The organism is Streptomyces sp. NPDC020801 (assembly GCF_044334385.1).
Taxonomy (GTDB): Bacteria; Actinomycetota; Actinomycetes; order Streptomycetales; family Streptomycetaceae; genus Streptomyces.
Genome location: NZ_JBIRST010000026.1, coordinates 23021 through 42927, shown reverse-complemented (window position 1 = coordinate 42927; position 19907 = coordinate 23021). Strand labels below are relative to the sequence as shown.

At 72.9% G+C, this 19907-nt stretch carries 19 protein-coding genes and 2 pseudogenes; 10 read left to right on the top strand and 11 right to left on the bottom strand.

All coding sequences use genetic code 11. The features are described from left to right. Nucleotides 1–74 precede the first annotated feature (74 nt). Nucleotides 75–416 carry a VOC family protein gene (locus tag ACH4UM_RS35625; RefSeq protein ID WP_398188775.1) on the bottom strand — a complete coding sequence of 114 codons (342 nt, stop codon included), beginning with the start codon at nucleotides 414–416 and terminating at the stop codon, nucleotides 75–77. Then, the gene (locus ACH4UM_RS35620) at nucleotides 413–1039 is read right to left on the bottom strand and encodes a TetR/AcrR family transcriptional regulator (protein WP_398188773.1); all 627 of its coding nucleotides are present in this window, start codon (nucleotides 1037–1039) and stop codon (nucleotides 413–415) included. The genes ACH4UM_RS35625 and ACH4UM_RS35620 overlap by 4 nt, the downstream gene beginning before the upstream one ends. 115 nt (nucleotides 1040–1154) lie before the next feature. On the opposite strand from ACH4UM_RS35620, the gene ACH4UM_RS35615 reads away from it, so the two are divergent. Continuing rightward, nucleotides 1155–2060 (top strand): NAD(P)-dependent oxidoreductase, encoded by a 906-nt coding sequence (locus tag ACH4UM_RS35615; RefSeq protein WP_398188770.1) that lies wholly within the window; start codon nucleotides 1155–1157, stop codon nucleotides 2058–2060. Nucleotides 2061–2279: 219 nt separating this feature from the next. On the opposite strand, the gene ACH4UM_RS35610 is transcribed toward ACH4UM_RS35615, so the two are convergent. Next, nucleotides 2280–2741, bottom strand: a complete 462-nt coding sequence (locus tag ACH4UM_RS35610) for a PPOX class F420-dependent oxidoreductase (RefSeq protein WP_398188768.1) — start codon at nucleotides 2739–2741, stop codon at nucleotides 2280–2282. Between the two features lie 89 nt (nucleotides 2742–2830). Here ACH4UM_RS35610 and ACH4UM_RS35605 point away from each other — a divergent pair, with 89 nt between their 5' ends. The 3 genes and pseudogenes from ACH4UM_RS35605 (at nucleotide 2831) to ACH4UM_RS35595 (ending at nucleotide 6563) form a co-directional block, all read left to right on the top strand. Beyond that, nucleotides 2831–3451: a TetR/AcrR family transcriptional regulator gene (locus tag ACH4UM_RS35605; RefSeq protein WP_398188765.1), complete on the top strand. Its 621-nt coding sequence runs from the start codon at nucleotides 2831–2833 to the stop codon at nucleotides 3449–3451. 68 nt (nucleotides 3452–3519) lie between these two features. After that, a pseudogene (locus ACH4UM_RS35600) lies at nucleotides 3520–4986 on the top strand (MFS transporter); the annotation flags it as partial. Between the two features lie 347 nt (nucleotides 4987–5333). Then, nucleotides 5334–6563 (top strand): serine hydrolase domain-containing protein, encoded by a 1230-nt coding sequence (locus tag ACH4UM_RS35595; RefSeq protein ID WP_398188762.1) that lies wholly within the window; start codon nucleotides 5334–5336, stop codon nucleotides 6561–6563. A gap of 22 nt (nucleotides 6564–6585) precedes the next feature. On the opposite strand, the gene ribA is transcribed toward ACH4UM_RS35595, so the two are convergent. Continuing rightward, nucleotides 6586–7245, bottom strand: a complete 660-nt coding sequence (ribA, locus tag ACH4UM_RS35590) for a GTP cyclohydrolase II (protein WP_398188759.1) — start codon at nucleotides 7243–7245, stop codon at nucleotides 6586–6588. Between the two features lie 38 nt (nucleotides 7246–7283). Between ribA and ACH4UM_RS35585 the strand changes: the two are divergent. After that, nucleotides 7284–8042, top strand: a pseudogene (locus tag ACH4UM_RS35585) (creatininase family protein); the annotation flags it as partial. On the opposite strand, the gene ACH4UM_RS35580 reads toward ACH4UM_RS35585, so the two are convergent. The 5 genes from ACH4UM_RS35580 to ACH4UM_RS35560 all read right to left on the bottom strand — a co-directional run bounded on the left by ACH4UM_RS35580 (nucleotide 7925) and on the right by ACH4UM_RS35560 (nucleotide 13358). Continuing rightward, complete coding sequence (locus tag ACH4UM_RS35580) at nucleotides 7925–9247, bottom strand: lysylphosphatidylglycerol synthase transmembrane domain-containing protein (RefSeq protein WP_398188885.1); 1323 nt, start codon at nucleotides 9245–9247, stop codon at nucleotides 7925–7927. The pseudogene ACH4UM_RS35585 and the gene ACH4UM_RS35580 overlap by 118 nt on opposite strands. Nucleotides 9248–9270: 23 nt before the next feature. Continuing rightward, nucleotides 9271–10269 (bottom strand): methyltransferase domain-containing protein, encoded by a 999-nt coding sequence (locus ACH4UM_RS35575; protein WP_398188756.1) that lies wholly within the window; start codon nucleotides 10267–10269, stop codon nucleotides 9271–9273. 200 nt (nucleotides 10270–10469) lie between these two features. Continuing rightward, nucleotides 10470–11663: a glycosyltransferase family 4 protein gene (locus ACH4UM_RS35570; protein ID WP_398188882.1), complete on the bottom strand. Its 1194-nt coding sequence runs from the start codon at nucleotides 11661–11663 to the stop codon at nucleotides 10470–10472. A gap of 149 nt (nucleotides 11664–11812) precedes the next feature. Continuing rightward, entirely contained in the window at nucleotides 11813–12211 is a 399-nt protein-coding gene (locus ACH4UM_RS35565) for a 6-pyruvoyl trahydropterin synthase family protein (RefSeq protein ID WP_398188753.1), read from the bottom strand. Between the two features lie 160 nt (nucleotides 12212–12371). Next, a complete protein-coding gene (locus ACH4UM_RS35560) occupies nucleotides 12372–13358 on the bottom strand; it encodes a zinc-binding alcohol dehydrogenase (RefSeq protein WP_398188751.1) in 987 nt (328 codons plus the stop codon). Nucleotides 13359–13468: 110 nt separating this feature from the next. Here ACH4UM_RS35560 and ACH4UM_RS35555 point away from each other — a divergent pair, with 110 nt between their 5' ends. Next, nucleotides 13469–14275 (top strand): CDP-alcohol phosphatidyltransferase family protein, encoded by an 807-nt coding sequence (locus tag ACH4UM_RS35555; RefSeq protein WP_398188748.1) that lies wholly within the window; start codon nucleotides 13469–13471, stop codon nucleotides 14273–14275. Nucleotides 14276–14385: 110 nt separating this feature from the next. On the opposite strand, the gene ACH4UM_RS35550 is transcribed toward ACH4UM_RS35555, so the two are convergent. Both ACH4UM_RS35550 and ACH4UM_RS35545 read right to left on the bottom strand, forming a co-directional pair. Continuing rightward, on the bottom strand, nucleotides 14386–15135 hold the full coding sequence (locus ACH4UM_RS35550; protein ID WP_398188745.1) for a YcnI family protein: 750 nt from the start codon (nucleotides 15133–15135) through the stop codon (nucleotides 14386–14388). 44 nt (nucleotides 15136–15179) lie between these two features. Further along, nucleotides 15180–15836, bottom strand: a complete 657-nt coding sequence (locus tag ACH4UM_RS35545) for a hypothetical protein (protein ID WP_398188742.1) — start codon at nucleotides 15834–15836, stop codon at nucleotides 15180–15182. Nucleotides 15837–16067: 231 nt separating this feature from the next. Here ACH4UM_RS35545 and ACH4UM_RS35540 point away from each other — a divergent pair, with 231 nt between their 5' ends. From ACH4UM_RS35540 to ACH4UM_RS35525, 4 genes are all read left to right on the top strand, one after another. Next, nucleotides 16068–16241, top strand: coding sequence for a hypothetical protein (locus tag ACH4UM_RS35540; protein WP_398188739.1), 174 nt, complete (start codon nucleotides 16068–16070; stop codon nucleotides 16239–16241). A gap of 359 nt (nucleotides 16242–16600) precedes the next feature. After that, the gene (gene ctaD, locus ACH4UM_RS35535; protein WP_398188879.1) at nucleotides 16601–18229 is read left to right on the top strand and encodes a cytochrome c oxidase subunit I; all 1629 of its coding nucleotides are present in this window, start codon (nucleotides 16601–16603) and stop codon (nucleotides 18227–18229) included. A gap of 3 nt (nucleotides 18230–18232) precedes the next feature. Next, on the top strand, nucleotides 18233–18847 hold the full coding sequence (locus tag ACH4UM_RS35530; protein ID WP_398188736.1) for a hypothetical protein: 615 nt from the start codon (nucleotides 18233–18235) through the stop codon (nucleotides 18845–18847). A 267-nt stretch (nucleotides 18848–19114) separates the two neighbouring features. Beyond that, entirely contained in the window at nucleotides 19115–19864 is a 750-nt protein-coding gene (locus ACH4UM_RS35525) for a YwiC-like family protein (protein ID WP_398188733.1), read from the top strand. The last annotated feature ends 43 nt before the right edge of the window (nucleotides 19865–19907 follow it).

The following is a 19907-nucleotide window of genomic DNA, read 5'->3' as shown; positions in this document are numbered from 1 at the left end:
TCGCGCAGCAGGGCACGCAGACCGGCTTCGCGGGTGCCGCGGCTCGTGTCAGGGCCGCGGGTCGCCAGCAGCTGTCAGGGCCGTGGGTGCCGCGGCTCGTACAGGGCGAGTTCGCCACCCCCGGGCAGCCGGAAGGCGGTCACCCGGCCCCAGCGGGCCTCCTGCACCGGCCGGGTGAACTCCACGCCACGCGCGGAGAGTTCCGCGGTGGTGGCGTCGAGGTCGTCGCACATCAGCATCAGTTCCTGCGCCGGCTCGCCCTCGGTCGGATGGCAGGCGACCTCGGCGGGCGGAGCCGCGAAGATCAGCCAGCCGTGCCCGGCGTCGACGTGCGAGAAGCCCAGTACGTCCCGAAGGAAGGCCCGGTCGGCCGCCGCGTCGCGGGTATGGATCACCACGTGCGCTCCGTTGATCATGCGCCACCTCTTCCTGTGCTCCGCGCCCCGTTCTTCGGCGACACGGCCGCGTCGAGCAGGGGGCCCAGTTCGCGGGCCACGGTCGTCAGGGGCCGTACGGTCCCCTCGGCACGGGCCATGATGATCGCGCCCTCAAGTGAGCTGATCATCAACGTGGCAAGGGGCTCGGCCCGCCCGGCGGGTACGCCCAGGTCCGTCAGGGCCTCGGCCACCGGCCCGCGCCAGCCGGCGAACGCGGCGGCTGCCGCCTCACGCGTGGACACACCGGAGGAGGCGCAGTCCACCGTGGCCGCGGCGACCGGGCAGCCGGAGAGGAAGCCGGCCGTCTCGTACTCGTCGGTCCACTGGCGGACCATCGCGGCGAACAGGCCGCTCGGCGTCGGCTCGCCCAGGCCCGCCAGGAAGCGCGCGACGCGCTTGCCCGCGTACCGGCCGGCCCACGCCACCGCCTCGTTGACCAGCTGCTCCTTGCCGCCCGGGAAGTAGTGCTGGAGCGATCCGCGCGGCGCGTTCGCGTGCGCGGCCACATCCCGCATGCCCGTCGCGCCCACCCCGTCGCGCCGGATGAGCTGGGCCGCGCTGAAGACCATCCGTTCCCGCGGCCCCGGCTCGGACCCTGCCATCGTCGACCTCCCGGCGCCGTACCGCCCCTTTGCGTCTCCCACCCTATGACCGCAGTCATAAGGCGGCTACTATGACAGCTGTCATAGAACCGGCCTCGACCTCTGGGCGGTCCCCGTGAACATCGGCTTCCTCGGTCTCGGAGTCATGGGCGGACCCATGGCACTCCGGCTGGCCCGCTCGGGCACCGGCCTGGTCGTGTGGAACCGCACGGCCGCACGGGCCGCTCCCCTGCGCGCGGCCGGCGCCGCCGTGGCGGCGGACCCCGGTGAGGTGTTCGCCCGCACGGACGTGGTGATCCTGATGCTGGCCGACGAGCGGTCGACGGACGCCACCCTCGGCCGGGGAGGACCGGACTTCGCCGCGCGTGTCGCGGGCCGGACGGTGGTCCACATGGGCACCACCTCGCCCGCGTACTCCCGCGCTCTGGAGGCCGATGTCCATGCGGCGGGCGGGAGTTACGTCGAGGCGCCCGTCTCGGGCTCGCGGGTCCCGGCGGAGAACGGTGAGCTGGTGGCGATGCTGGCCGGACAGGAGCGGGCCGTGGACCTCGTACGGCCGCTGCTCGCCCCGATGTGCCGCGAGACGTTCCTGTGTGGTCCCGCGCCGGGCGCACTGCTGATGAAACTGTCGGTGAACCTGTTCCTGATCACCCTGGTGACCGGACTCACCGAGGCGTTCCACTTCGCCGGGCGGCAGGGCCTCGACCGGCGGCTGTTCCTGGAAGTGCTGGGCGCGGGACCGATGTCCAGCGCCGTCTCCCGGATGAAGGCGCCCAAGCTGCTGGCCGGCGACTTCGCGGTGCAGGCGGCCGCGCTCGACGTGCTGAAGAACAACCGGCTCGTCGCCGAGGCCGCCCGCGCGTCCGGTATAGCCTCCCCGCTGCTGGACGTGTGCCACGCCCTGTTCGAGGAGACGGTGTCACTAGGGCACGGGGGCGAGGACATGGTGGCGGTGCTGCGGGCGATCGAGGCGCGCACGAACGCGTCCACGGCCGCGGACGCAGGCACGGGCGCCGCGTAGGCACAGCGCCCCAAGTGCTCCAGTGCCCCGCCATACCCCACATGCACGACACGCACACGCACCACACGCACCACATGCACGACACGCACACGCACCACACGCACCACACGCACCACACGCACCACATGCACCACATGCACCACACCCACCACAGGCACTACGCGCACCAACGGATGCTGAGCAGCGGGCGTCCAGCCAACCAGGACCGCGTTTCGGCTCCTAACCGTCGTTGCCGCCCTTCGGGATGCCGTATGCCCGTTCCACCTTCAGCCGCAGGACCAGGCGTCGGTCACGGACCATCGCGGCGCGGTAGTCGTCCCAGTCGGGGTGTTCGCCGATGACGTCGCGGTAGAGGCGGATCAGTTCCTCGACGGTGTCGTCGTGGGGATCCTTGGCGACCGGTGAGAGGTCGGCGGTGCCCTCGGCGACGGTGTAGGCGCGGCGGTCCGCGCTGGTGACGTGGTACGAGACCCGCGCGTCCCGGCGGGCGTTGCGGGTCTTGGCGCGGTCGTCGGTGACGGAGACGCGGATGACCCGCTCGTCCGGGTCGTAGGCGTGACCGACGTTCGACAGCTGGGGACGGCCGTCCCTCCTGAGGGTGACCAGCACCCCGCCGTGGCCCTCGGAAAGCAGCGCGAGCAGGGCGTCCTGCGCGGGGTCGTGCGTCGTGTCGTGAGTCATACCCCGGTCAACCGCTTCGGTCCAGCCGCGCATTCCCCTGCCGAACGCATTGAGTTGACACTGTCTACGCAACTTGGTAGACAGTGTCTATGAACGAGCCGGAGAAGAGTCGCAGCCTGCGGGAGCGGCTGGTCGACGTCGGGGTGGAGCTTGTGGCCGAGGAGGGCGCTCAGGCCCTGACCCTGCGGGAGATCGCCCGCCGGGCGGGTGTCTCGCACGGAGCGCCGCGCCGCTACTTCCCCACCCACCTGGAGCTGCTGTCCGCGATCGCGCGGCGCGGCTTCGCCGAGCTGGCCGAGCGCGCCGCGCGGGTGACGGGGCCCACCGGCGAGGGCCACGCGACGGGCCCGCGCGCCCAGCTGACCGCACTGGGGCGGGTCTATCTCGACTTCGCCCTGGGCAATCGCGGCATGTACGAGCTGATGTTCCGTCACGATCTGCTGGAGAGCGGCCATCTGGGACTGCGGGACACCAGCCTTCCGCTCTTCGCCCTCCTGGTGGACCTGGTCGGCCGCGCCTCCCCCACCGCCACCGGCGCCTACGCCGGCGCGGACGCCCGCACGGTCGCGGGCTCCCTGTGGGCCAATCTGCACGGCATCGCCCAGCTGTGGGGCTGGGGAAGCCTCCAACTCGCCACCGGTACCGACGACTTCACGCCCGTACTCCGCACCGCCCTCGACGCCCACCTCGGCCCCGAGGACGCCCGGTGAACGGCCCGCACCCGGTGGACGGCAGACGGCCGGTGAACGGTCGGCCGACGGTGGAGGGTCGGCAGGCGGTGAACGGCGCGCGGGCGGTGGCGCTCGCGAGCAGCGTGGCGGGCGCGACGATCGTCGCGCTCGACGGCACGGTCCTCACCGTCGCGCAGCCCACCCTGCGACGCGAGTTCGGCGCCTCCTTCGCCCAGGTCCAGTGGACCAGCACCGGGTATCTCGTCGCGGTGGCCGCCCTGTTGGTGTTCGCCGGACGGCTCGGCGACCGGTTCGGGCACCGGCGCCTCTACGCCGTCGGGATGCTCGGCTTCGGGGCCGCCTCCGCGGGCATCGGCCTGGCGCCCGGCGTCGGCTGGGTGATCGCCCTGCGTGTCGCCCAGGGGGTCTGCGGGGCACTGTTGCAGCCGGCCACGCTGGGGATGCTGCGTGCCGCGTTCCCGCCCGACCGGCTCGGCATGCCCATCGCCGTGCGGACGATCGCGATCGGGGTGGCGGCCGCCGCCGGTCCCTTGGTGGGCGGGGCGCTGGTGACCGGACTGGGCTGGCGATCCGTGTTCTTCCTCAACGTCGGGCCTGCGTTTGCGTTCGGCGCGCTCACCCTCGCGCTCCCCACGCGGAAGCGGCCCCAGGCCTCGCACGGGCACGAACACGGGCACGAAAAGGAACAGGAACAGGAGTACGGGTACGAGCGCACGGGCGTACGCGACGAGCAGGCCGGAGCCGTCCGCGCCCGGCTCGACCTGCCCGGCGCGCTGCTGCTCGCCGTGGCGCTCGGCTGCGCGGTGCACACGCTGGTCGCGCTGCCGGATCCGGGCTGGGCGGGACCGGTCGCGGCCGTCGTCGCCGGGGCCGCGTTCGTCCGGCACGAGCGTCGTACCGCCGACCCTCTGCTGCCACCGGACGTCATCGGCTCGCCGGCCGTCCGGTCTGCGCTCGTGATGCTGGTGACCGCGTCGGCCGCCCTGTCCGGCACGCTGTTCGTCGCCACCTACGTACTGCAGGACACTCTGGGCCTGGACCCTTTCCAAAGCGCGCTGCGCAGCCTGCCGTTGGCGGTGTTGATGGTGCTCGCCGCAGCGGTGTGCCCGGTGCTGCTGCGCCGTGCCGGGGCCCGTCGTACGGCGGTGGCGGCGATGGCCGTCCTCGCGGTGGGCGTCCTGGTGCTCGCCCGGGCGGCCGGGACTCTCGCCCTGTGCGGCGGATTCGCACTGCTCGGGGCCGGCTTCGGCACGGTGATGGTGGCGGCCACGCAGGTCGTGGTACGAGAGGCGGCGGTCGCCTCGGCAGGCGTGGCGGGCGGACTGCAGCAGACGGCGATGAACATCGGCCCGGCGCTGGGCGTGGCCGCCGCCACGGTGCTGTGGGGCCTCGGCGGGGCAAGCGGCCCGAACCCCTCGGGAGGCCCCGGCGGCCCGGGCCTCCCGGCACTGGTGATGCTCACCGGGGTGGCCGTGGCCGGCGCGCTGTCCGGACGCTCCTTGCCGGGCCGGCGCCGGCCTCCCATCGGGCTTGGGCGGAACGGAGCCGGCCTCCCATCGGGCTTGGGCGGAACGGAGCCGGCCTCCCATCGGGCTTGGGCGGAACGGAGCCGGGCAGGAGCCGGCCGAAGCCGGACCAGGACGGAACGGAGCCGGACAGGAGCCGGACCCAGCCCGGCCCGGACGGAACGGAGCCCGGCAGGAACCGGACCAACCCGCACCCGGGAGGGATGCAGCGCCGGACGGCGTGGACATCCCCCGGCCGGAGGTCACGGGGCATCAGGCCGCGGAGCCGGAGGACCGTGCGGACGTCCCTGCGCGACCATGAAGTCTGAGGGGGCACGGGCCGGGGTAGGCCGCAGTGGTCCTCGTGCGACAGGGACCGGACCGGAGGGAAAGCCATGGCCAAGCTGCGACAGGAGGTCGAGCCGGGCGAGGCCGGGCTCGACGGGAAGACCCTGGACCGCCTCGACCAGTACCTCACCCGGCTCGTCGACGAGGGACGTCTGCCCGGCTTCCTCGTGTCCGTCGCGCGGGGCGGGCGGATCGCGCACTTCACCACCCACGGCCGGCGGGACGTGGCGGCCGGCCTGCCCGTCGAGAGCGACACGGTGTGGCGGATCTACTCCATGACCAAGCCGGTCACCGCGGTCGCCGCGCTGCTGCTGGTGCAGGAGGGGCGGCTGTCGCTGGACGACCCGCTGGAGCGACACCTGCCCGTCTTCGCCGCCCCCCGGGTGTACGTGAGCGGCTCCGGCGACGAGGTCACCACCCGCCCCGCCGCCGGACCGATCCTGATCCGGCATCTGCTCACCCACACCGCGGGCCTGACCTTCGGCTTCTACCACGCCCACCCCGTCGACGCCCTGTACCGCGCGGCCGGACTGGAGTCCTCCGTGCCGCGGGGCGCGGACCTGGCCGAGACGATGGACGTGTACGCGAGCCTGCCGCTGCAGTTCGATCCGGGCACGCAGTGGAACTACTCCGTGGCCAGCAACGTACTGGGCCGGGTGGTGGAGGTGGTGTCCGGGCAGCCGCTGGACGTCTTCTTCGCCGAGCGGATCCTCGGGCCGCTCGGGATGACCGACACCGGTTTCCGCGTCGCGGACGAACAGGCGGGCCGGCTGGCCGAGTTGTACGGGGAGACCGGCGAGGGCGGCATCGAGCCGATCCCCGGCCTGCCGCTGCGCGGCCGCCCCCGCCTCCTGTCGGGCAGCGGTGGCCTGGTTGCCACCGCCCACGACCTGCACCGCTTCATGGAACTGCTGCGCCGCCGCGGCGAGCTCGACGGCACCCGTCTGCTCGCCCCCGAGACAGTGGACCTCATGACCCGCAACCACCTCCCGGGCAACGCCGACCTGCGCTCCTACGGCAGCCGCCCGGCCCACGACGAACCCGGCAACGAGGGCGTGGGCTTCGGTCTCGGCGTCTCCGTCGTCACCGACCCCACTCGCACCCAGGCCCCCGCAGGTACCGGCACCTACGGCTGGAGCGGAGTGGCGACGACGACGTTCTGGATCGACCCGGGCCGCGATCTCACCTGCCAGTTCCTCACCCAGGTCCGCCCGAAGCGCTCCCTGAAGATCTACCCGGAGCTGAAACGGCTGCTGCACGAGGCGGTCGTGGGCTGAGCCCGCTGCCGGCGCCCCGTCCTCAGGACAGGTGGGCCACCGCGTCCAGGTGGGGCAGGTGGTGGTCCATGCGCTCCCGCTTGGTGCGGAGGTAGGTGATGTTGCTCTCGCACGGCGGGATCAGCAGCGGCACCTGCTCGGCGACCTGGATGCCGTGCCGCACCAGCGCCTCGCGCTTGAGCGGGTTGTTGGACATCAGGCGCACCGAGCGCACCCCCAGGTCTTCCAGGATCCGGGCGGCGACACCGTAGTCGCGGGCGTCGACGGGCAGTCCGAGGGCGAGGTTGGCCTCGACGGTGTCCAGGCCCTCCGCCTGCAACGCCATCGCCCGCAGTTTGGCCAGCAGGCCGATGCCCCGGCCCTCGTGGCCCCTCAAGTAGACGACGATGCCGCTGCCTTCGGCGACGACGGCGCGCAGCGCGGCGGCGAGCTGGTCGCCGCACTCGCAGTGCTGCGAGCCGAAGGCGTCCCCGGTCAGGCACTCCGAGTGCAGCCGGACCAGGACACGCTCACTGCCGATGTCGCCGTGGACCAGGGCCACTTGCTCGTCGCCGCGGTCGTGGTCCATGAAGCCGACCGCCTGGAATTTCCCGTACACGGTGGGCAGCGGGGCATTCACAACGCGTTCCACGCCCGTGCGCCGTGGGGACTTCTTGCCGAGTACGCCGAGGTTTTCTGTCATGATCTGGATCCTAAGCAGAGACGAAAGGCCTGAAAACAATGAGTGGTTCGGGAACGCGCCCGACACACCCGACGGCATATGATCTGTGGCCGGCGGACACCACGGAGGACGTACGGAATCGAGGGGCGGACCGCTCACGACAGGTCGCGGTCCTGCCGGTGGGGAGTTTCGAACAGCACGGCCCGTTCCTTCCGTTGGCGACCGATACGCTGATCGCCTGTGCCATCGCCCGCCAGATCGCCGGCGCGTACCCGGTGCACCTCCTTCCGCCGGTGACGATCTCCTGCTCGCACGAGCACGCGGCCTGGCCGGGAACCGTCAGCATCTCCTCCGTGACCCTTCATTCGGTGGTACGGGACATCGCGGACTCGCTGCGCCGCTCCGGTGTCGAGGCCCTGGTGGTCGTCAACGGGCACGGCGGAAACTATGTGCTGGGCAACGTGGTCCAGGAATCCTCCGCACGCGGCGAGCACATCGCGCTGTTCCCGGCCGCGGAGGACTGGGAGACTGCCCGGGAACGGGCCGGGGTGCACACCTCGCTGCTCACCGACATGCATGCGGGGGAAATCGAGACCTCCATTCTTCTGCACGCTCATCCCGAAATGGTCCGGGCCGGTTACGAGTCCGCCGATTTCACCGCGGACGACCGGCGCCATCTCCTCACCGTCGGAATGTCCGCCTATACCGAATCGGGCGTCATCGGCCGTCCTTCCCTGGGCTCCGCCGCAAAGGGGCGGGAGTTGCTGGCGAGCCTGGCCGCGTCCTTCGAACCGTATTTCTCGTTGCTGACGTCGGACGTGGACGAGGCGGCCGGGACGGGCGGTTCGCCCGGGTAGGCGTGTCCGGCCGCGTGGGCGGGTTCCGGGTCCGCCGCCACGGCGCCGGACCCGGCGCGTGCGCCGGCCCACCAGCGGGCGGCCAGGACGAGAGCGCCAGGCAGGGCGGCGACGAAGCTCAGCACCCCGTACACCACCGCCACGGCCAGTCCGGTGCTCGCGCCGAGTCCGGCGGCGCCGAACGCCCAGGCGGTGGCGCCCTCGCGCGGGCCGAAGCCGCCGACGTTCAGCGGCAGTCCCATGGCGACCAGGGCGAGGACCGCCAGCGGAAGCAGCACGGACACCGACGCCTCGGAGCCGGCCACCCGGGCGGCGACCACGAACATCGCGACGTGCCCGGCCAGGACGACGACGGAGGACAGGGCTACGCCCGGTCCGTTGCGGCGGGACAGCAGCCCCTCGCGCGCCTCGCCCAGGGTGCGGCGCAGGGCACGTCCCCGGCGGGACGGCGCCGCACGGTTCATGCGCAGGGCGAGGACCACGGCGAGCGCGCCCACGGCGGCGAGGCCGACCAGGGGCGCGAGGTGCCGGGCCTGGGCCCGGACCGGGGAGGGCAGCGTCAGCAGGACCGCGACTCCCGTGACGGCGAGCGCGATCTGCCCGGCGACCCGCTCCAGGACCACGGTCCGCACGCCGCGGCCGACGTCCCCGGCGCTCTGCCCGTGCCGCACCGCACGGTGGACGTCGCCCAGCACTCCGCCGGGCAGCGCCGCGTTCAGGAACAGCGCGCGGTAGTAGTCGGCCACGGCCGCGCCGAGCGGCAGCCGGATACGCAGGCCCCGGGCCACCAGCTGCCAGCGCCAGGCGCTGAACACCGTGGTGACCAGCCCGATCCCGAGCGCCGCGAGCAGCGTGGGCGCGTCGATCCGGCGCAGCCCGTCCAGGAATACGCCGGTGCCCAGCCGCCACAGCAGCACGGCCAGGATGGCGACCCCGGCGACGGTGCCGAAGTGGGTGCGCAGGGCACGGCTGTTGAGGCGCGCGAGCAACCGGCGCGGGCCACCGGCGACGGCCGGTGCCGAGGAGGCGGCCGACGCCCCGGAGGCGGCCGACGCCCCGGAGGCGGCCAATGTCCCGGAGGCGGCCGATGTCCCGGAGGCGGCCGGCGCGCCCAAGGCTCCGGATTCCGCCCGGTCTTCCCGGTCTTCCCGGTCCGCACGCACCATGAGGACGTCCGCCGCCTGCACGCTCATGCGGCACCGCCCGCGGGCCGGGACAGCGCCAGCAGGTCGCTGTGATGGACGACGACCCGCAACTCGCCCGCCGCGCACGCCTCCAGACGCTCGGTGAGATAACGGTCGGCGCGCTCCCCGAGCTCCGGCCGTTCCTCGACCGCCGCGCCGACCCAGCCGCGCAGCCACTGGGCGGTCAGCTCGCGCTGGTCCGGGCCGAGCCGCCAGGCACTCGGGAACACGTGCACGGTCGCGCCGCGCTCGCCGAAGGCCTCGCAGGCCACGCCGACCGCGTCGGGACCGAGCAGACCGCCGCGGCGCTGGTGGGCGTTGAACGCCTCGGTGATCTCGGCGTCCAGCGGGTCGGCCGGGGTGAAGTCGACACGGCCGACCACCGACAGCGTGAGCAGAGCCGGGCAGCCGGCTCCGGCGCAGGCGGCGGCAAGGGTGGCGATCTCCTCGTGGGTGAGGACGTCCAGCAGCGCCGACGCCGTCACCAGCGACGCCCCCGCCAGGGCGTCCGGGGTGAGCCGGGCCACGTCGCCGCGGCGCGTCTCCACGGTGACGCGGCTCCCGTCGGCGGCGGCGCGCGCGGCGCCGACGGCCGCGAAGTGCAGCAGGTAGGGGTCGCGGTCGTGGAGGATCCAGTGCTGGGCGCCGTCCAGCCGGGGGGCGAGCCAGCGGCCCATCGAGCCGGTGCCGCAGCCCAGATCGTGCACGACGAGCCCGCCGTGCAGGTTCGGCAGATTGGCGAGCCGGATGCGCAGCGGGTCCAGCAGCTCCGTCGCCCGCGCCGCGGCGTCCGCCACCTCCCGCAGCTGCAACCACTCGGGCGCGTACCGGGGCGGCTCCTCCGGCCCGTCCTCCCGCAACCGTACGGTGGCCCGCTCCCCGGGACGGGAGGCCGGACCGGAACCCGGGATCACCGGCCCGGAGGGGCTCGTCGGGGGCTCCGGGGTCGCCGGGGAGGCGGCGTCCTGCGGGCCGGGGTGCGCATGCAGAGCGGATTCCGCCATGGCCGACGCGTCCTTTCCGGTGAACTGGGCCGCCGACGCGACCCGCTGCACGGACGGCAGGGCCGGGGCGGAACCTGCCCCGCCGGCCGCTTCAGTGGTCTGCGGCCCCGCGTCCGCCGCCTCCGCTGCGTCGCACGGTCCCGGCTGTGACGGTATCCGTCCGCCGCGCCGCCCGGCGCCGGTCGAAGTGGTCGTCTTCCTCATGCCGCCCTCCGCGGTTCCTTCGGCAGCCGGCCCAGCACACCGGCCAGGCTGCGGGCGGTCGTCGCCCAGCCGTCGAGCGCGGCGCGCCGGCCCCGGGCGGCGGCTTTGAGCCGGCGCCGCACGTCGGCCTCGCCGAACCAGCCGCGCAGCTCGGCGGCGAGGGCCGCCGGGTCCTCCGGCGGGACGAGGATGCCGGGTACCCCGCCGTCGGGGGCGCGGCCGACCGCCTCGGAAACGCCTCCGACGTCCGTGGCCAGTACGGGGATGCCGCGCGCGAGCGCCTCGGTGACCGCCATGCCGTAGGTCTCCGCGTAGGAGGCGAGGACCAGCAGGTCGGCGGCGGCGTAACTGGCGTCCAGGTCGGCACCGGCCCGCGGTCCGGCCAGGTGGAAGCGGTCCTGGAGGCCGTGCCTGCCGATCAGGGCGCGCAGTTGGGCGACGTACGCGGGGTCCTGCGTCAGCCCGCCGACGCACACGCAGCTCCACGGCAGGTCGGTGACCGTGGCCAGGGCCTCCACCAGCCGGTGCTGTCCCTTGCGCGGGGTCACGGCGGCCACGCACAGCAGCCGCGAGACACCGTCGGTGCCGGGGGCCGGCGGCGCGATGTCGGCGCCGGGCACGGCGACGTGCACCCGGTCGGGGGCGAGGCCGTGGTGGGAGACGAGGCGGCGGACCGCCCAGTCGCTGGTGCCGACGACGGCGGGGACCGCCCGCAGCACCTCCCTTTCCCGGGCGTCCAGTTCGGCGGCCACGGCGGGCTCGAGCCCGGTCTCGTCGCCGAGCGGAAGGTGGACGAGGACGGCCAGGCGCAGCCGCTGCGCCTCGGGGACGACGATCTCGGGGACGCCGCAGGCGACGAGCCCGTCCAGGAGGACGACGGCACCGTCGGGCAACTCCCGCAGGATGCGGGCGAGTTCCGTACGGGCTTCGGCGCCGGGCCGGGGCCAGCTGCCGTCCACGGCGTGCGGGCGGACCTGCCAGCCGAAGCCGGGCAGGTCCAGGCTGACGCGGCGGTCGTAGGCGTTGCCGCCGCTCGGCGTGGCCGGGTCGTCGACGCCGCCCGGCAGGACGAAGTGCACGGTGTGCAGGGACATGGGGATGATCCCGACGTTCTCCGAGCCCGCGCGCTGCGCGGGCAGGTAGGCGAGGGCCGAGGCCGGTGGAACAGTCATGCCGGTCGTGACGGTCATACCGGTTGTGACGGTCTTGCCGGTCGTGCCAGTCATGCCGGTCGTGACGGTCATATCGGTTGTGACGGTCTTGCCGGTCGTGACGGTCATGTCATTCATGCCGGTGGCCCCGGTCGTGCCCGTGACCCCGGGCAGGTCGGTCAGCTCGGTCACAGGGCACACTCGTAACTTGCCCAGGCGACGTGCGACTCGTGGAGGGTGACGGTGAGGCCGGCGAGTCCCTTGGCGCCCTCACCCAGGGCGCCCTTGTGGATCCGCTCGGCGAGCCGGTCTGCGATGACCTTGGCCAGGAACTCCGTCGAGGTGTTGATGCCGGCGAAGTCGGGCTCGTTGTCGAGGTTGCGGTAGTTCAGCTCGCTCACGACGGCGCCCAGTTCCTGGGTGGCCAGTCCGATGTCGACGACGATGTTGTCGTCGTCCAGCTGCTCGCGCCGGAAGGTGGCGTCCACGAGGAACGTGGCTCCGTGCAGCCGCTGCGCGGGTCCGAACACCTCGCCGTGGAAGCTGTGGGCGATCATGATGTGATCGCGGACGGTGATGCTGAACAACGGACGACCCTCCAGGTGCGGCGCGTCTGGTCCCCCGGCTGATCCCTGCCGGGGGGATGCCGTGTAGTACGGCTCCACACTTCCCGTTGTTCAGCCGCCTCTCACTCTTTTCTCAGGTCAGGCGCTCTTGTCGTACCGGATTGAACGGCTGGCCCCCCACTCACTCCGGCGCGTCCTCGTACCTGACCCGGTGGCAGAGCGCCGGGATCTCCCCGGAGGCCAGCTTCGGCATGACCTCCGGCAGCTCCTCGAACCCGCTTTCCCCGGTGACGAGGGCGTCCAGTGCCGGATCGGCGAGCAGGTCGAGGGCGAGGGCGAGCCGGTCGGCGTAGGTACGGCTGGTGCGGCGGGCCGGGGAGACGGTGCCGACCTGGCTGCTGCGGATGACCAGGCGGCGGGAGTGGAAGGCCTCGCCGAGCGGGAGGGCGACGCGCCGGTCGCCGTACCAGCTCAGTTCGATGACCGTGCCCTCGGCGGTGAGCAGTTCCAGGGCGCGGGCGAGGCCCTGCTCGGTGGCGCTGGCGTGCACGACGAGGTCGCAGTCGCCGAGGGCCTCCTCGGGCCGGGCGAAGCCGACGCCGAGCGCCTCGGCGATCCGGGCGCGGGCGGGGTCGGCGTCCACCAGTTGGACACGCACGCCCGGGAACCGGGCGAGCAGCGCGGCCACCGAGCAGCCGACCATCCCACCGCCGACCACGGCGATCCGGTCGCCGACCAGGGGAGCGGCGTCCCACAGCGCGTTCACGGCCGTCTCGACGGTGCCGGCGAGGACGGCCCGCTCGGCGGGCACGCCGGCCGGCACCGGGGTGACGGCGCTCGCCGGGACGACGTAGCGGCTCTGGTGCGGATAGAGACAGAACACGGTGCGCCCGGCCAGGTTCTCCGGCCCCTCCTCCACCACCCCGACGCTGAGGTAGCCGTACTTCACCGGCCCGGGGAAGTCCCCTTCCTGGAAGGGCGCCCGCATGGCGGTGTGCTGACTGATGGGCACCCCGCCGCGGAACACCAGTGTCTCCGTGCCCCGGCTGACCCCGGAGTACAGCGCGCGGACGACGACCTCCCCCTCGCCGGGGTCCGGAAGGCTCACGTCGCGTATCTCGCCGTGACCGGGCGAGTTGAGCCAGAAGGCGCGGGCAGAGCGTTTCATCGAGCGTCCTCCTGAACGATCGGGAAGTTGTTCACGTACCGAGGTGTGCACAGGCCGCGCACAACGTACGCGGCGTTGATCGACTCTGTCACTCGGCCGGAGGGTGTGCGGTGGCCCTGAACAACACTTACGACGCGAGGCCGGCTCTGCAGGAGACCGCTGTGGGAGCGGGCGTCCAGATCCTGCTGCTGGCCCTGCTCGGCACGGCGATCGGCATGGGACCAGCCGGCTGGGTGACCGGCCTGGTCTTCGCCGTCGCCACCTGGGCGGTGCTCTCCCGGGCACTGCACCGGTCGAGGCTGCGCAACTTCGGCGCGGCCAACCGGGTCACCCTGGGCCGGGCCACTCTCGTCGGCGGTGTGACGGCCCTGGTCGCGGACTCCTTCGAGAGCTCACCGCCGGTGTCGGTGCTGGTCGGCCTGACGGCGGTGGCGCTGATCCTGGACGGTGTCGACGGCAAGGTGGCCCGCCGCACCGGCACGTCCACGGCGCTGGGCGCCCGCTTCGACATGGAGGTGGACGCCTTCCTGATCCTGGTGCTGAGCGTCTACGTCTCGATGGACCTCGGCCCGTGGGTACTGCTGATCGGCGGCATGCGCTACGCCTTCGCCGCCGCCGCCCGCGCCCTGCCCTGGCTGAACGCGCCACTGCCGCCGAGCACCGCCCGCAAGACGGTGGCCGCCCTCCAGGGCGTCCTCCTGCTGGTGGCGGGCGCGGACCTGCTGCCGGAGGCGGCGAACTTCGGTGTGGTGCTGCTGGCTCTGGTGCTGCTGGTGTGGTCGTTCGGGCGGGACGTTCTGTGGCTGTGGCGCAGTTCGCGTATGCGGGCGGTGACCGCCGAGGTCGGCCGGGAGGTCGACGGGATCCTGGAGGCCTCCGTCGAGGACGCGCTGCTGGAGACCGCCCGGGCCGCGTGACGTCGCAGGCATGACGCAGGGCCCGGATCACGGGGGATGTGATCCGGGCCCTGCGCCGTGCCGTGCCGTGCTGTGCCCTGCTGTGCCCTGCTGTGCCGTCTTGTGCCGTGCTACGACCGCGGCGACCGCGTCCGTACGACGGCGAACGCGGCCGCGGCGAGACCGAGCACCCCTACGACCAGCCCGGCGATCCCGAGTCCGCGAGCGGTCGAGTCACTGGAGGACGAGCTCGTGGACGCGGCGGAGGCGGCCTGCCCGGAGTTCGTGCCGTCGGCCGCCGACGCGGCGGGCTTCGCCTCACTGCCCTCGGCGGTGAGCTTCAGGACCGGCGCCGGGTTCTCGGGCTCGTCGCCGCCCTGGGGTTCCTCGATCCAGCGGACGACCTTGCCGTCGGAGTAGGTCTGCAGGGTCTTGAAGGTCAACTGGCCCGTGTCTTCGGGAAGCTGACCGAAGGCGACGTTGAAGTCCTGGTACTGGCCGGGTCCGATCCTGCCGCCGGTCCAGGTGATCTGGGACACGGCGTCGGTGATGGTCCCGTCGTCCGTCTTGACCGGCGTCTTGAGCTTGGTGTTGGTGACCTTGGCGGTCCAGCCGTCCTGCGGGGTGACGAGCAGGCCGAGGAGCGGGTGGTCGGTGGGCAGGTACACCTGGACCTTGGTGGTGCTCGCCGAGTCCTCCTCGTTGGGCACACGGAAGGTGAGCAGGCCGTCCGTGGCGCCCTTCGCGTAGGCCTCGGGGTGGACCGTGACATGCGCGGAGGCGACGCCCGCCGCGGTGAGGATCCCGGCGGCGGCGAGCACGGTCACGATGCCGGCGCGGCGCAGCAGGCCGGTGGCGGTGGCAGTACGTGTCGTGGACATGGGTGAGTGGATCTCCGTACGAGAGGGGGGTGTGCGGTGTCGGTTCAGACCGGGTACGGGATCCGGGCCGGCGGCCCGCGCCTGCTCACCGCGTGCCGCAGCAGAAGCCGGCGGAGCCGGCGCGCCGCGGTCGCGGTGCGGGGGCGGCGGACGGCCTGGGCATTCGCGGGGGCGGGCGCGTGGCGCCACCAGGCCGCGAGCGCGGGCACGAAGGCGACGGCCCGGCGCAGCAACGACCACAGCGCGGCCTCCCCGCGCCGCAGCCACCAGGACGCGACCAGCGCGGCGAGCACATGGGCGGCCGCGGCATGCGAGGTCAGGGCGTGGGAATCGATGAGCGCGGCCGCGGCATGGACCTGCGTGGAGGCCGTGCGCATGCCGCCCTCGTCGGGCATCGGCATCGACGCCATGGAGGAGAACGAGTGCGGTGCGCCGGGCTCGCCCGCCCCGGCCCGCGCGGCGTCAAAGGCGAAGTGCAGCCCCACCTGTGTGACAAGCATCGTCGCACCGATCCCCGGCAGGGACCGCTCCCGGCCGCCGAGCAGCCATCCGGCCCCGAAGACCCCGACGAACCCGGCACCGTCCGCCCACAGCGGTGGCATCGTGCCCATGGCGAGCCCGTGCCCGGCGGCCGCGAGAAGCACGCACACCGCGGCGAACACCGCGGCGCGCAGACTCCGTACCGCCGGCGACGCGCTCACGGTGACGGATCCTCCCACGAACAGGGCATACGTGCGGCGGCGACGCCCGGTTCATCAGCGTCGGGTTTCCCCCGGACGTGTGAGTGTCTCCGCTCCTCGACCGCGCAGCGCGTCGTGTGATCCCACGGCGGCGAGCAGAGGTGGTTCCTCGCCGCCCTCCCTCATGGGCGAGGTGCAGCTCACTTCGCGCCCGGGTCGCCAGCACGTAGTACGTCATGCGCTGCAACCGAGGTGCACTGCAAGGAGAAGACACGTCACGTCGAGGAATCGAGCCGGGTGGAGCGGGACCGGCAGAACGAATTCATCCGCAAGCGGCCGGATGAATTCCACGCCCTCGCCCGGGCCAAGGACACCTGGCTCCGTGCGGCCCGTGCGGCCCGTGCGACCCTGCGGGACCGCACGTAGGGTCACAGATCCACCCGGCGGAAGGGGCCTCGGTCACCGTTCTCCCAGGAAGAGGTCCCGGGCTGTTGGGCCCTACTCGGAGGTCCCCGCAGGGACTGTTCGGCCCTATGGGGACCCCGTACCGCTGCGGCGATCATGGGGCGGCGGCCGGGAGGGCCGGTCCGTTTCCTCAACCGGAGCACCTCCGGGCTCGTCGTTGCGTCGATGAACCGAGCAGATGGGGAGGGCACCGTCCGGTGGACGAGGTGCGGATACAGCAGGCGGCGGCAGTGCGGCCGGGAGAGCAGGCGGCGCCGGCCGCGGACTCGGCCGGCGAGGCGGGCAGCCGGGTGGAGCGCGGCGTCGTACGGCCGGCATGGGTGGAGTGGCTGACCACGACCGATCACAAGAGGATCGGGACGCTCTATCTCGTCACCGCCTTCGTGTTCTTCATCGTCGGCGGCGTGCTGGCGCTGATGATGCGGGCCGAGCTGGCCCGTCCGGGTCTGCAGATCATGTCGAACGAGCAGTTCAACCAGGCGTTCACGATGCACGGCTCGATCATGCTGCTGATGTTCGCGATGCCGCTGTTCACCGGCTTCGCGAACTGGATCATGCCGCTGCAGATCGGCGCCCCGGACGTGGCCTTCCCCCGGCTGAACATGCTGGCGTACTGGCTGTTCCTGTTCGGTTCCTCGATCGCCGCGTTCGGCTTCCTCACGCCGGGCGGGGCCGCCGACTTCGGCTGGTTCCTGTACGCCCCGCTGTCGGACGCCGTCCATTCGCCGGGGCTCGGTGCCGACCTGTGGATCATGGGCGTGGCGCTGTCCGGCTTCGGCAGCATCCTCGGAGCGGTCAACTTCATCACCACGATCGTCTGCATGCGCGCGCCCGGCATGACCATGTTCCGCATGCCGATCTTCACCTGGAACGTGCTGCTCACCGCGCTCCTCGTCCTGATCGTCTTCCCGGTGCTGGCCGCGGCGCTGTTCGCCCTGGAGATGGACCGCAAGTTCGGCAGCCACGTCTTCGACGCGGCCAACGGCGGGGCGCTGCTGTGGCAGCACCTGTTCTGGTTCTTCGGCCATCCCGAGGTGTACATCCTGGCGCTGCCGTTCTTCGGGATCGTCTCCGAGGTGATCCCGGTGTTCAGCCGCAAGCCGATGTTCGGCTACATGGGCCTGATCGGTGCGACCATCGCCATCGCGGGCCTGTCCGTGACCGTGTGGGCCCACCACATGTACGTCACCGGTGGTGTGCTGCTGCCGTTCTTCTCCTTCATGACGATGCTGATCGCGGTGCCCACGGGGGTGAAGTTCTTCAACTGGATCGGCACCATGTGGAAGGGCAGCCTCTCCTTCGAGACGCCGATGCTGTGGACGGTCGGCTTCCTCGTCACCTTCCTCTTCGGCGGTCTGACCGGTGTCATCCTGGCCGCGCCGCCGCTGGACTTCCACGTGTCGGACTCGTACTTCGTGGTGGCGCACTTCCACTACACCGTGTTCGGCACGGTCGTGTACGCGATGTTCGCGGGCTTCCACTTCTGGTGGCCGAAGTTCACCGGCAAGATGCTGGACGAGCGGCTCGGCAAGATCACCTTCTGGACGCTCACGGTCGGGTTCCACCTCACCTTCCTCGTGCAGCACTGGCTGGGCGTCGAGGGCATGCCGCGCCGGTACGCCGACTACCTGGCCGCGGACGGCTTCACCGCCCTCAACACCCTGTCCACGATCGGATCGTTCCTGCTTGGCCTGTCGATCCTGCCGTTCTTCTACAACGTGTGGAAGACGGCCAAGTACGGCAAGCGGGTCGAGGTCGACGACCCCTGGGGCTACGGCCGTTCACTGGAGTGGGCGACCTCCTGCCCGCCGCCCCGGCACAACTTCGTCTCCCTGCCCCGGATACGCAGCGAGTCCCCGGCGTTCGACCTGCACCACCCGGAGATCGCCGGGGCGGCCGAGGTCGCCGGGACCGCCGGGGCCCCCGGTCTGGAAGCGGCGGCGAGGTAGGCCGTGTCGCACGCCGTCGCCGCGCTGGGAGCCGCGGCGCTCACCGCCGCCGGCTGCGTCTGGTACCTGCCGGCCCTCGCCGACCTGCGGGCCGGGGCCGACCGGCCCGACTCCCGGCGCATCGCAGCGGCCGCCTGCGTGACCGGCTGGGCCGGCACCGGCGCACTCGCGCTGCTGCTGCTCGTGGCCGAGGGGTGGTGGACGCCGTGCGTCGCGGCCGCCGTCGGCGCCACCGCCACGACCGCACTGCGCCTGGACGCCGCCGTACAGCGCAGGCGCGAGGCGCGGGAGACCGCACGCCACTGGGCGCGGCTGGGCCACGTTCCGCCCCCGGCCGGCCCCGGTCGCTCCCGGCACGTCGTGGCCGCCGTCGTGGGCTGCGGCGTGGCCGCCGCCGTGGCCGTCGCGGTCCTGCACGCCGTCGCCGGCCCGGACGGCGACGCGGGCTGGGTGACGGCCGCCGCTCCGGCCGCCGTCATGGGCGTGTTCCTCATCACGGCGGCCACGTACGCCTGGGCGACCCGCCGCACCACGTCACCACGCCGCACCACGGCAAGCGGCCGCACCACGTCCACCCGCCACACCGCGTCAAGCCGCCAGGAGCAGACCAGGCGTTGACTGCGCCCGGGTACGTCCCGGCCGGGCCGCGCCCCCTCCCAGCCCCCTCCTCCCTCCCGACCGGCGCCCGACCCGCTCCCGCTGTCCTGGCGCGCCGGATCGGGGCGGCGGGGTGAGCCAGAACGGCGAAGGGAGCAGCGAAGGGAGCGGCGAAAGGGCGAAGGTCCTGTCGATCCGGGACCAATGGCCGGATCTCCGCCCTTGAGCGGATGACAGGCTGAGGACGGGCCGCGCCCGTACGGCGGCTCGAAAGGTTGGACAGCGGACATGTCTTCGCGCGCCGTACGGCGCTGGCTGCCGAACCAGCACGGCGCCTGGGCGATGCTGGTCGTGCCGTTTCTGGCGGGCACGCTGCTGGGCGGACCGACGCCGTGGCACGTCCCGCTGCTGCTCGCGTGGCTGCTCGGCTACCTCGCCGTCTTCCATGTCCAGCAGTGGCTGCGGCTGCGCCGCAACTCCCGCAACCCCAGGGCCGCCGCCCGCCACACCCGGCCGGCCGTCGTCCTCACGGCGGCGCTGGTGCCGCTCGGCGCCGCCCTCGCCGTGCACGCGCCCCGGCTGCTCCTCGCCGCGGCCTGCGCCGCACCGTTGCTCGCCCTGAACTGCTGGTACGCCTGGCGCAACCGGGAACGCGCCCTGATCAACGGGCTCGTGGCCGTCGTCCCGGCGTGCGGCATGCTCCCGGTCGCGCTGCTCCTCGGCGGGGGCGGGTTCGAGGATGCCTGGCGCCCTGCGCTGGCCTGTCTGCTCTACTTCGCGGGCACCATCCTCTACGTCAAGACCATGATCCGTGAGCGGAACAGCACCGCCTATCGACGGGCCTCGGGCTGCTACCACGCGGCAGCCGTGGGGGTCGCGGTCGTACTGGGCCCCTGGATCGCCGGATTCTTCGCGGTGTGCCTGGTCCGTGCGCTGGCCGTTCCCGCTCTCGGCCGGGTGCGGGCTACGCGGGTCGGGGCCGCGGAGGCGGTGCTGTCGCTGCTGCTCCTCGTTGCGCTGGTGATCTCGTTCGGGTGAGCGGGAGGAACTGCTGAGGGCGGGAGGGACGACCCCGGGACGG

What these genes read in the sequence shown, in the direction of transcription:
- ACH4UM_RS35625 (WP_398188775.1), bottom strand. Translation starts at nt 416, where the DNA reads ATGATCAACGGAGCGCACGTGGTGATCCATACCCGCGACGCGGCGGCC.
- ACH4UM_RS35620 (WP_398188773.1), bottom strand. Translation starts at nt 1,039, where the DNA reads ATGGCAGGGTCCGAGCCGGGGCCGCGGGAACGGATGGTCTTCAGCGCG.
- ACH4UM_RS35575 (WP_398188756.1), bottom strand. Translation starts at nt 10,269, where the DNA reads ATGGCGGAATCCGCTCTGCATGCGCACCCCGGCCCGCAGGACGCCGCC.
- ACH4UM_RS35525 (WP_398188733.1), top strand. Translation starts at nt 19,115, where the DNA reads ATGTCTTCGCGCGCCGTACGGCGCTGGCTGCCGAACCAGCACGGCGCC.
- ACH4UM_RS35570 (WP_398188882.1), bottom strand. Translation starts at nt 11,663, where the DNA reads ATGACCGTCACGACCGGCATGACTGTTCCACCGGCCTCGGCCCTCGCC.
- ACH4UM_RS35550 (WP_398188745.1), bottom strand. Translation starts at nt 15,135, where the DNA reads ATGTCCACGACACGTACTGCCACCGCCACCGGCCTGCTGCGCCGCGCC.
- ACH4UM_RS35605 (WP_398188765.1), top strand. Translation starts at nt 2,831, where the DNA reads ATGAACGAGCCGGAGAAGAGTCGCAGCCTGCGGGAGCGGCTGGTCGAC.
- ribA (WP_398188759.1), bottom strand. Translation starts at nt 7,245, where the DNA reads ATGACAGAAAACCTCGGCGTACTCGGCAAGAAGTCCCCACGGCGCACG.
- ACH4UM_RS35595 (WP_398188762.1), top strand. Translation starts at nt 5,334, where the DNA reads ATGGCCAAGCTGCGACAGGAGGTCGAGCCGGGCGAGGCCGGGCTCGAC.
- ACH4UM_RS35610 (WP_398188768.1), bottom strand. Translation starts at nt 2,741, where the DNA reads ATGACTCACGACACGACGCACGACCCCGCGCAGGACGCCCTGCTCGCG.
- ACH4UM_RS35560 (WP_398188751.1), bottom strand. Translation starts at nt 13,358, where the DNA reads ATGAAACGCTCTGCCCGCGCCTTCTGGCTCAACTCGCCCGGTCACGGC.
- ACH4UM_RS35580 (WP_398188885.1), bottom strand. Translation starts at nt 9,247, where the DNA reads ATGGTGCGTGCGGACCGGGAAGACCGGGAAGACCGGGCGGAATCCGGA.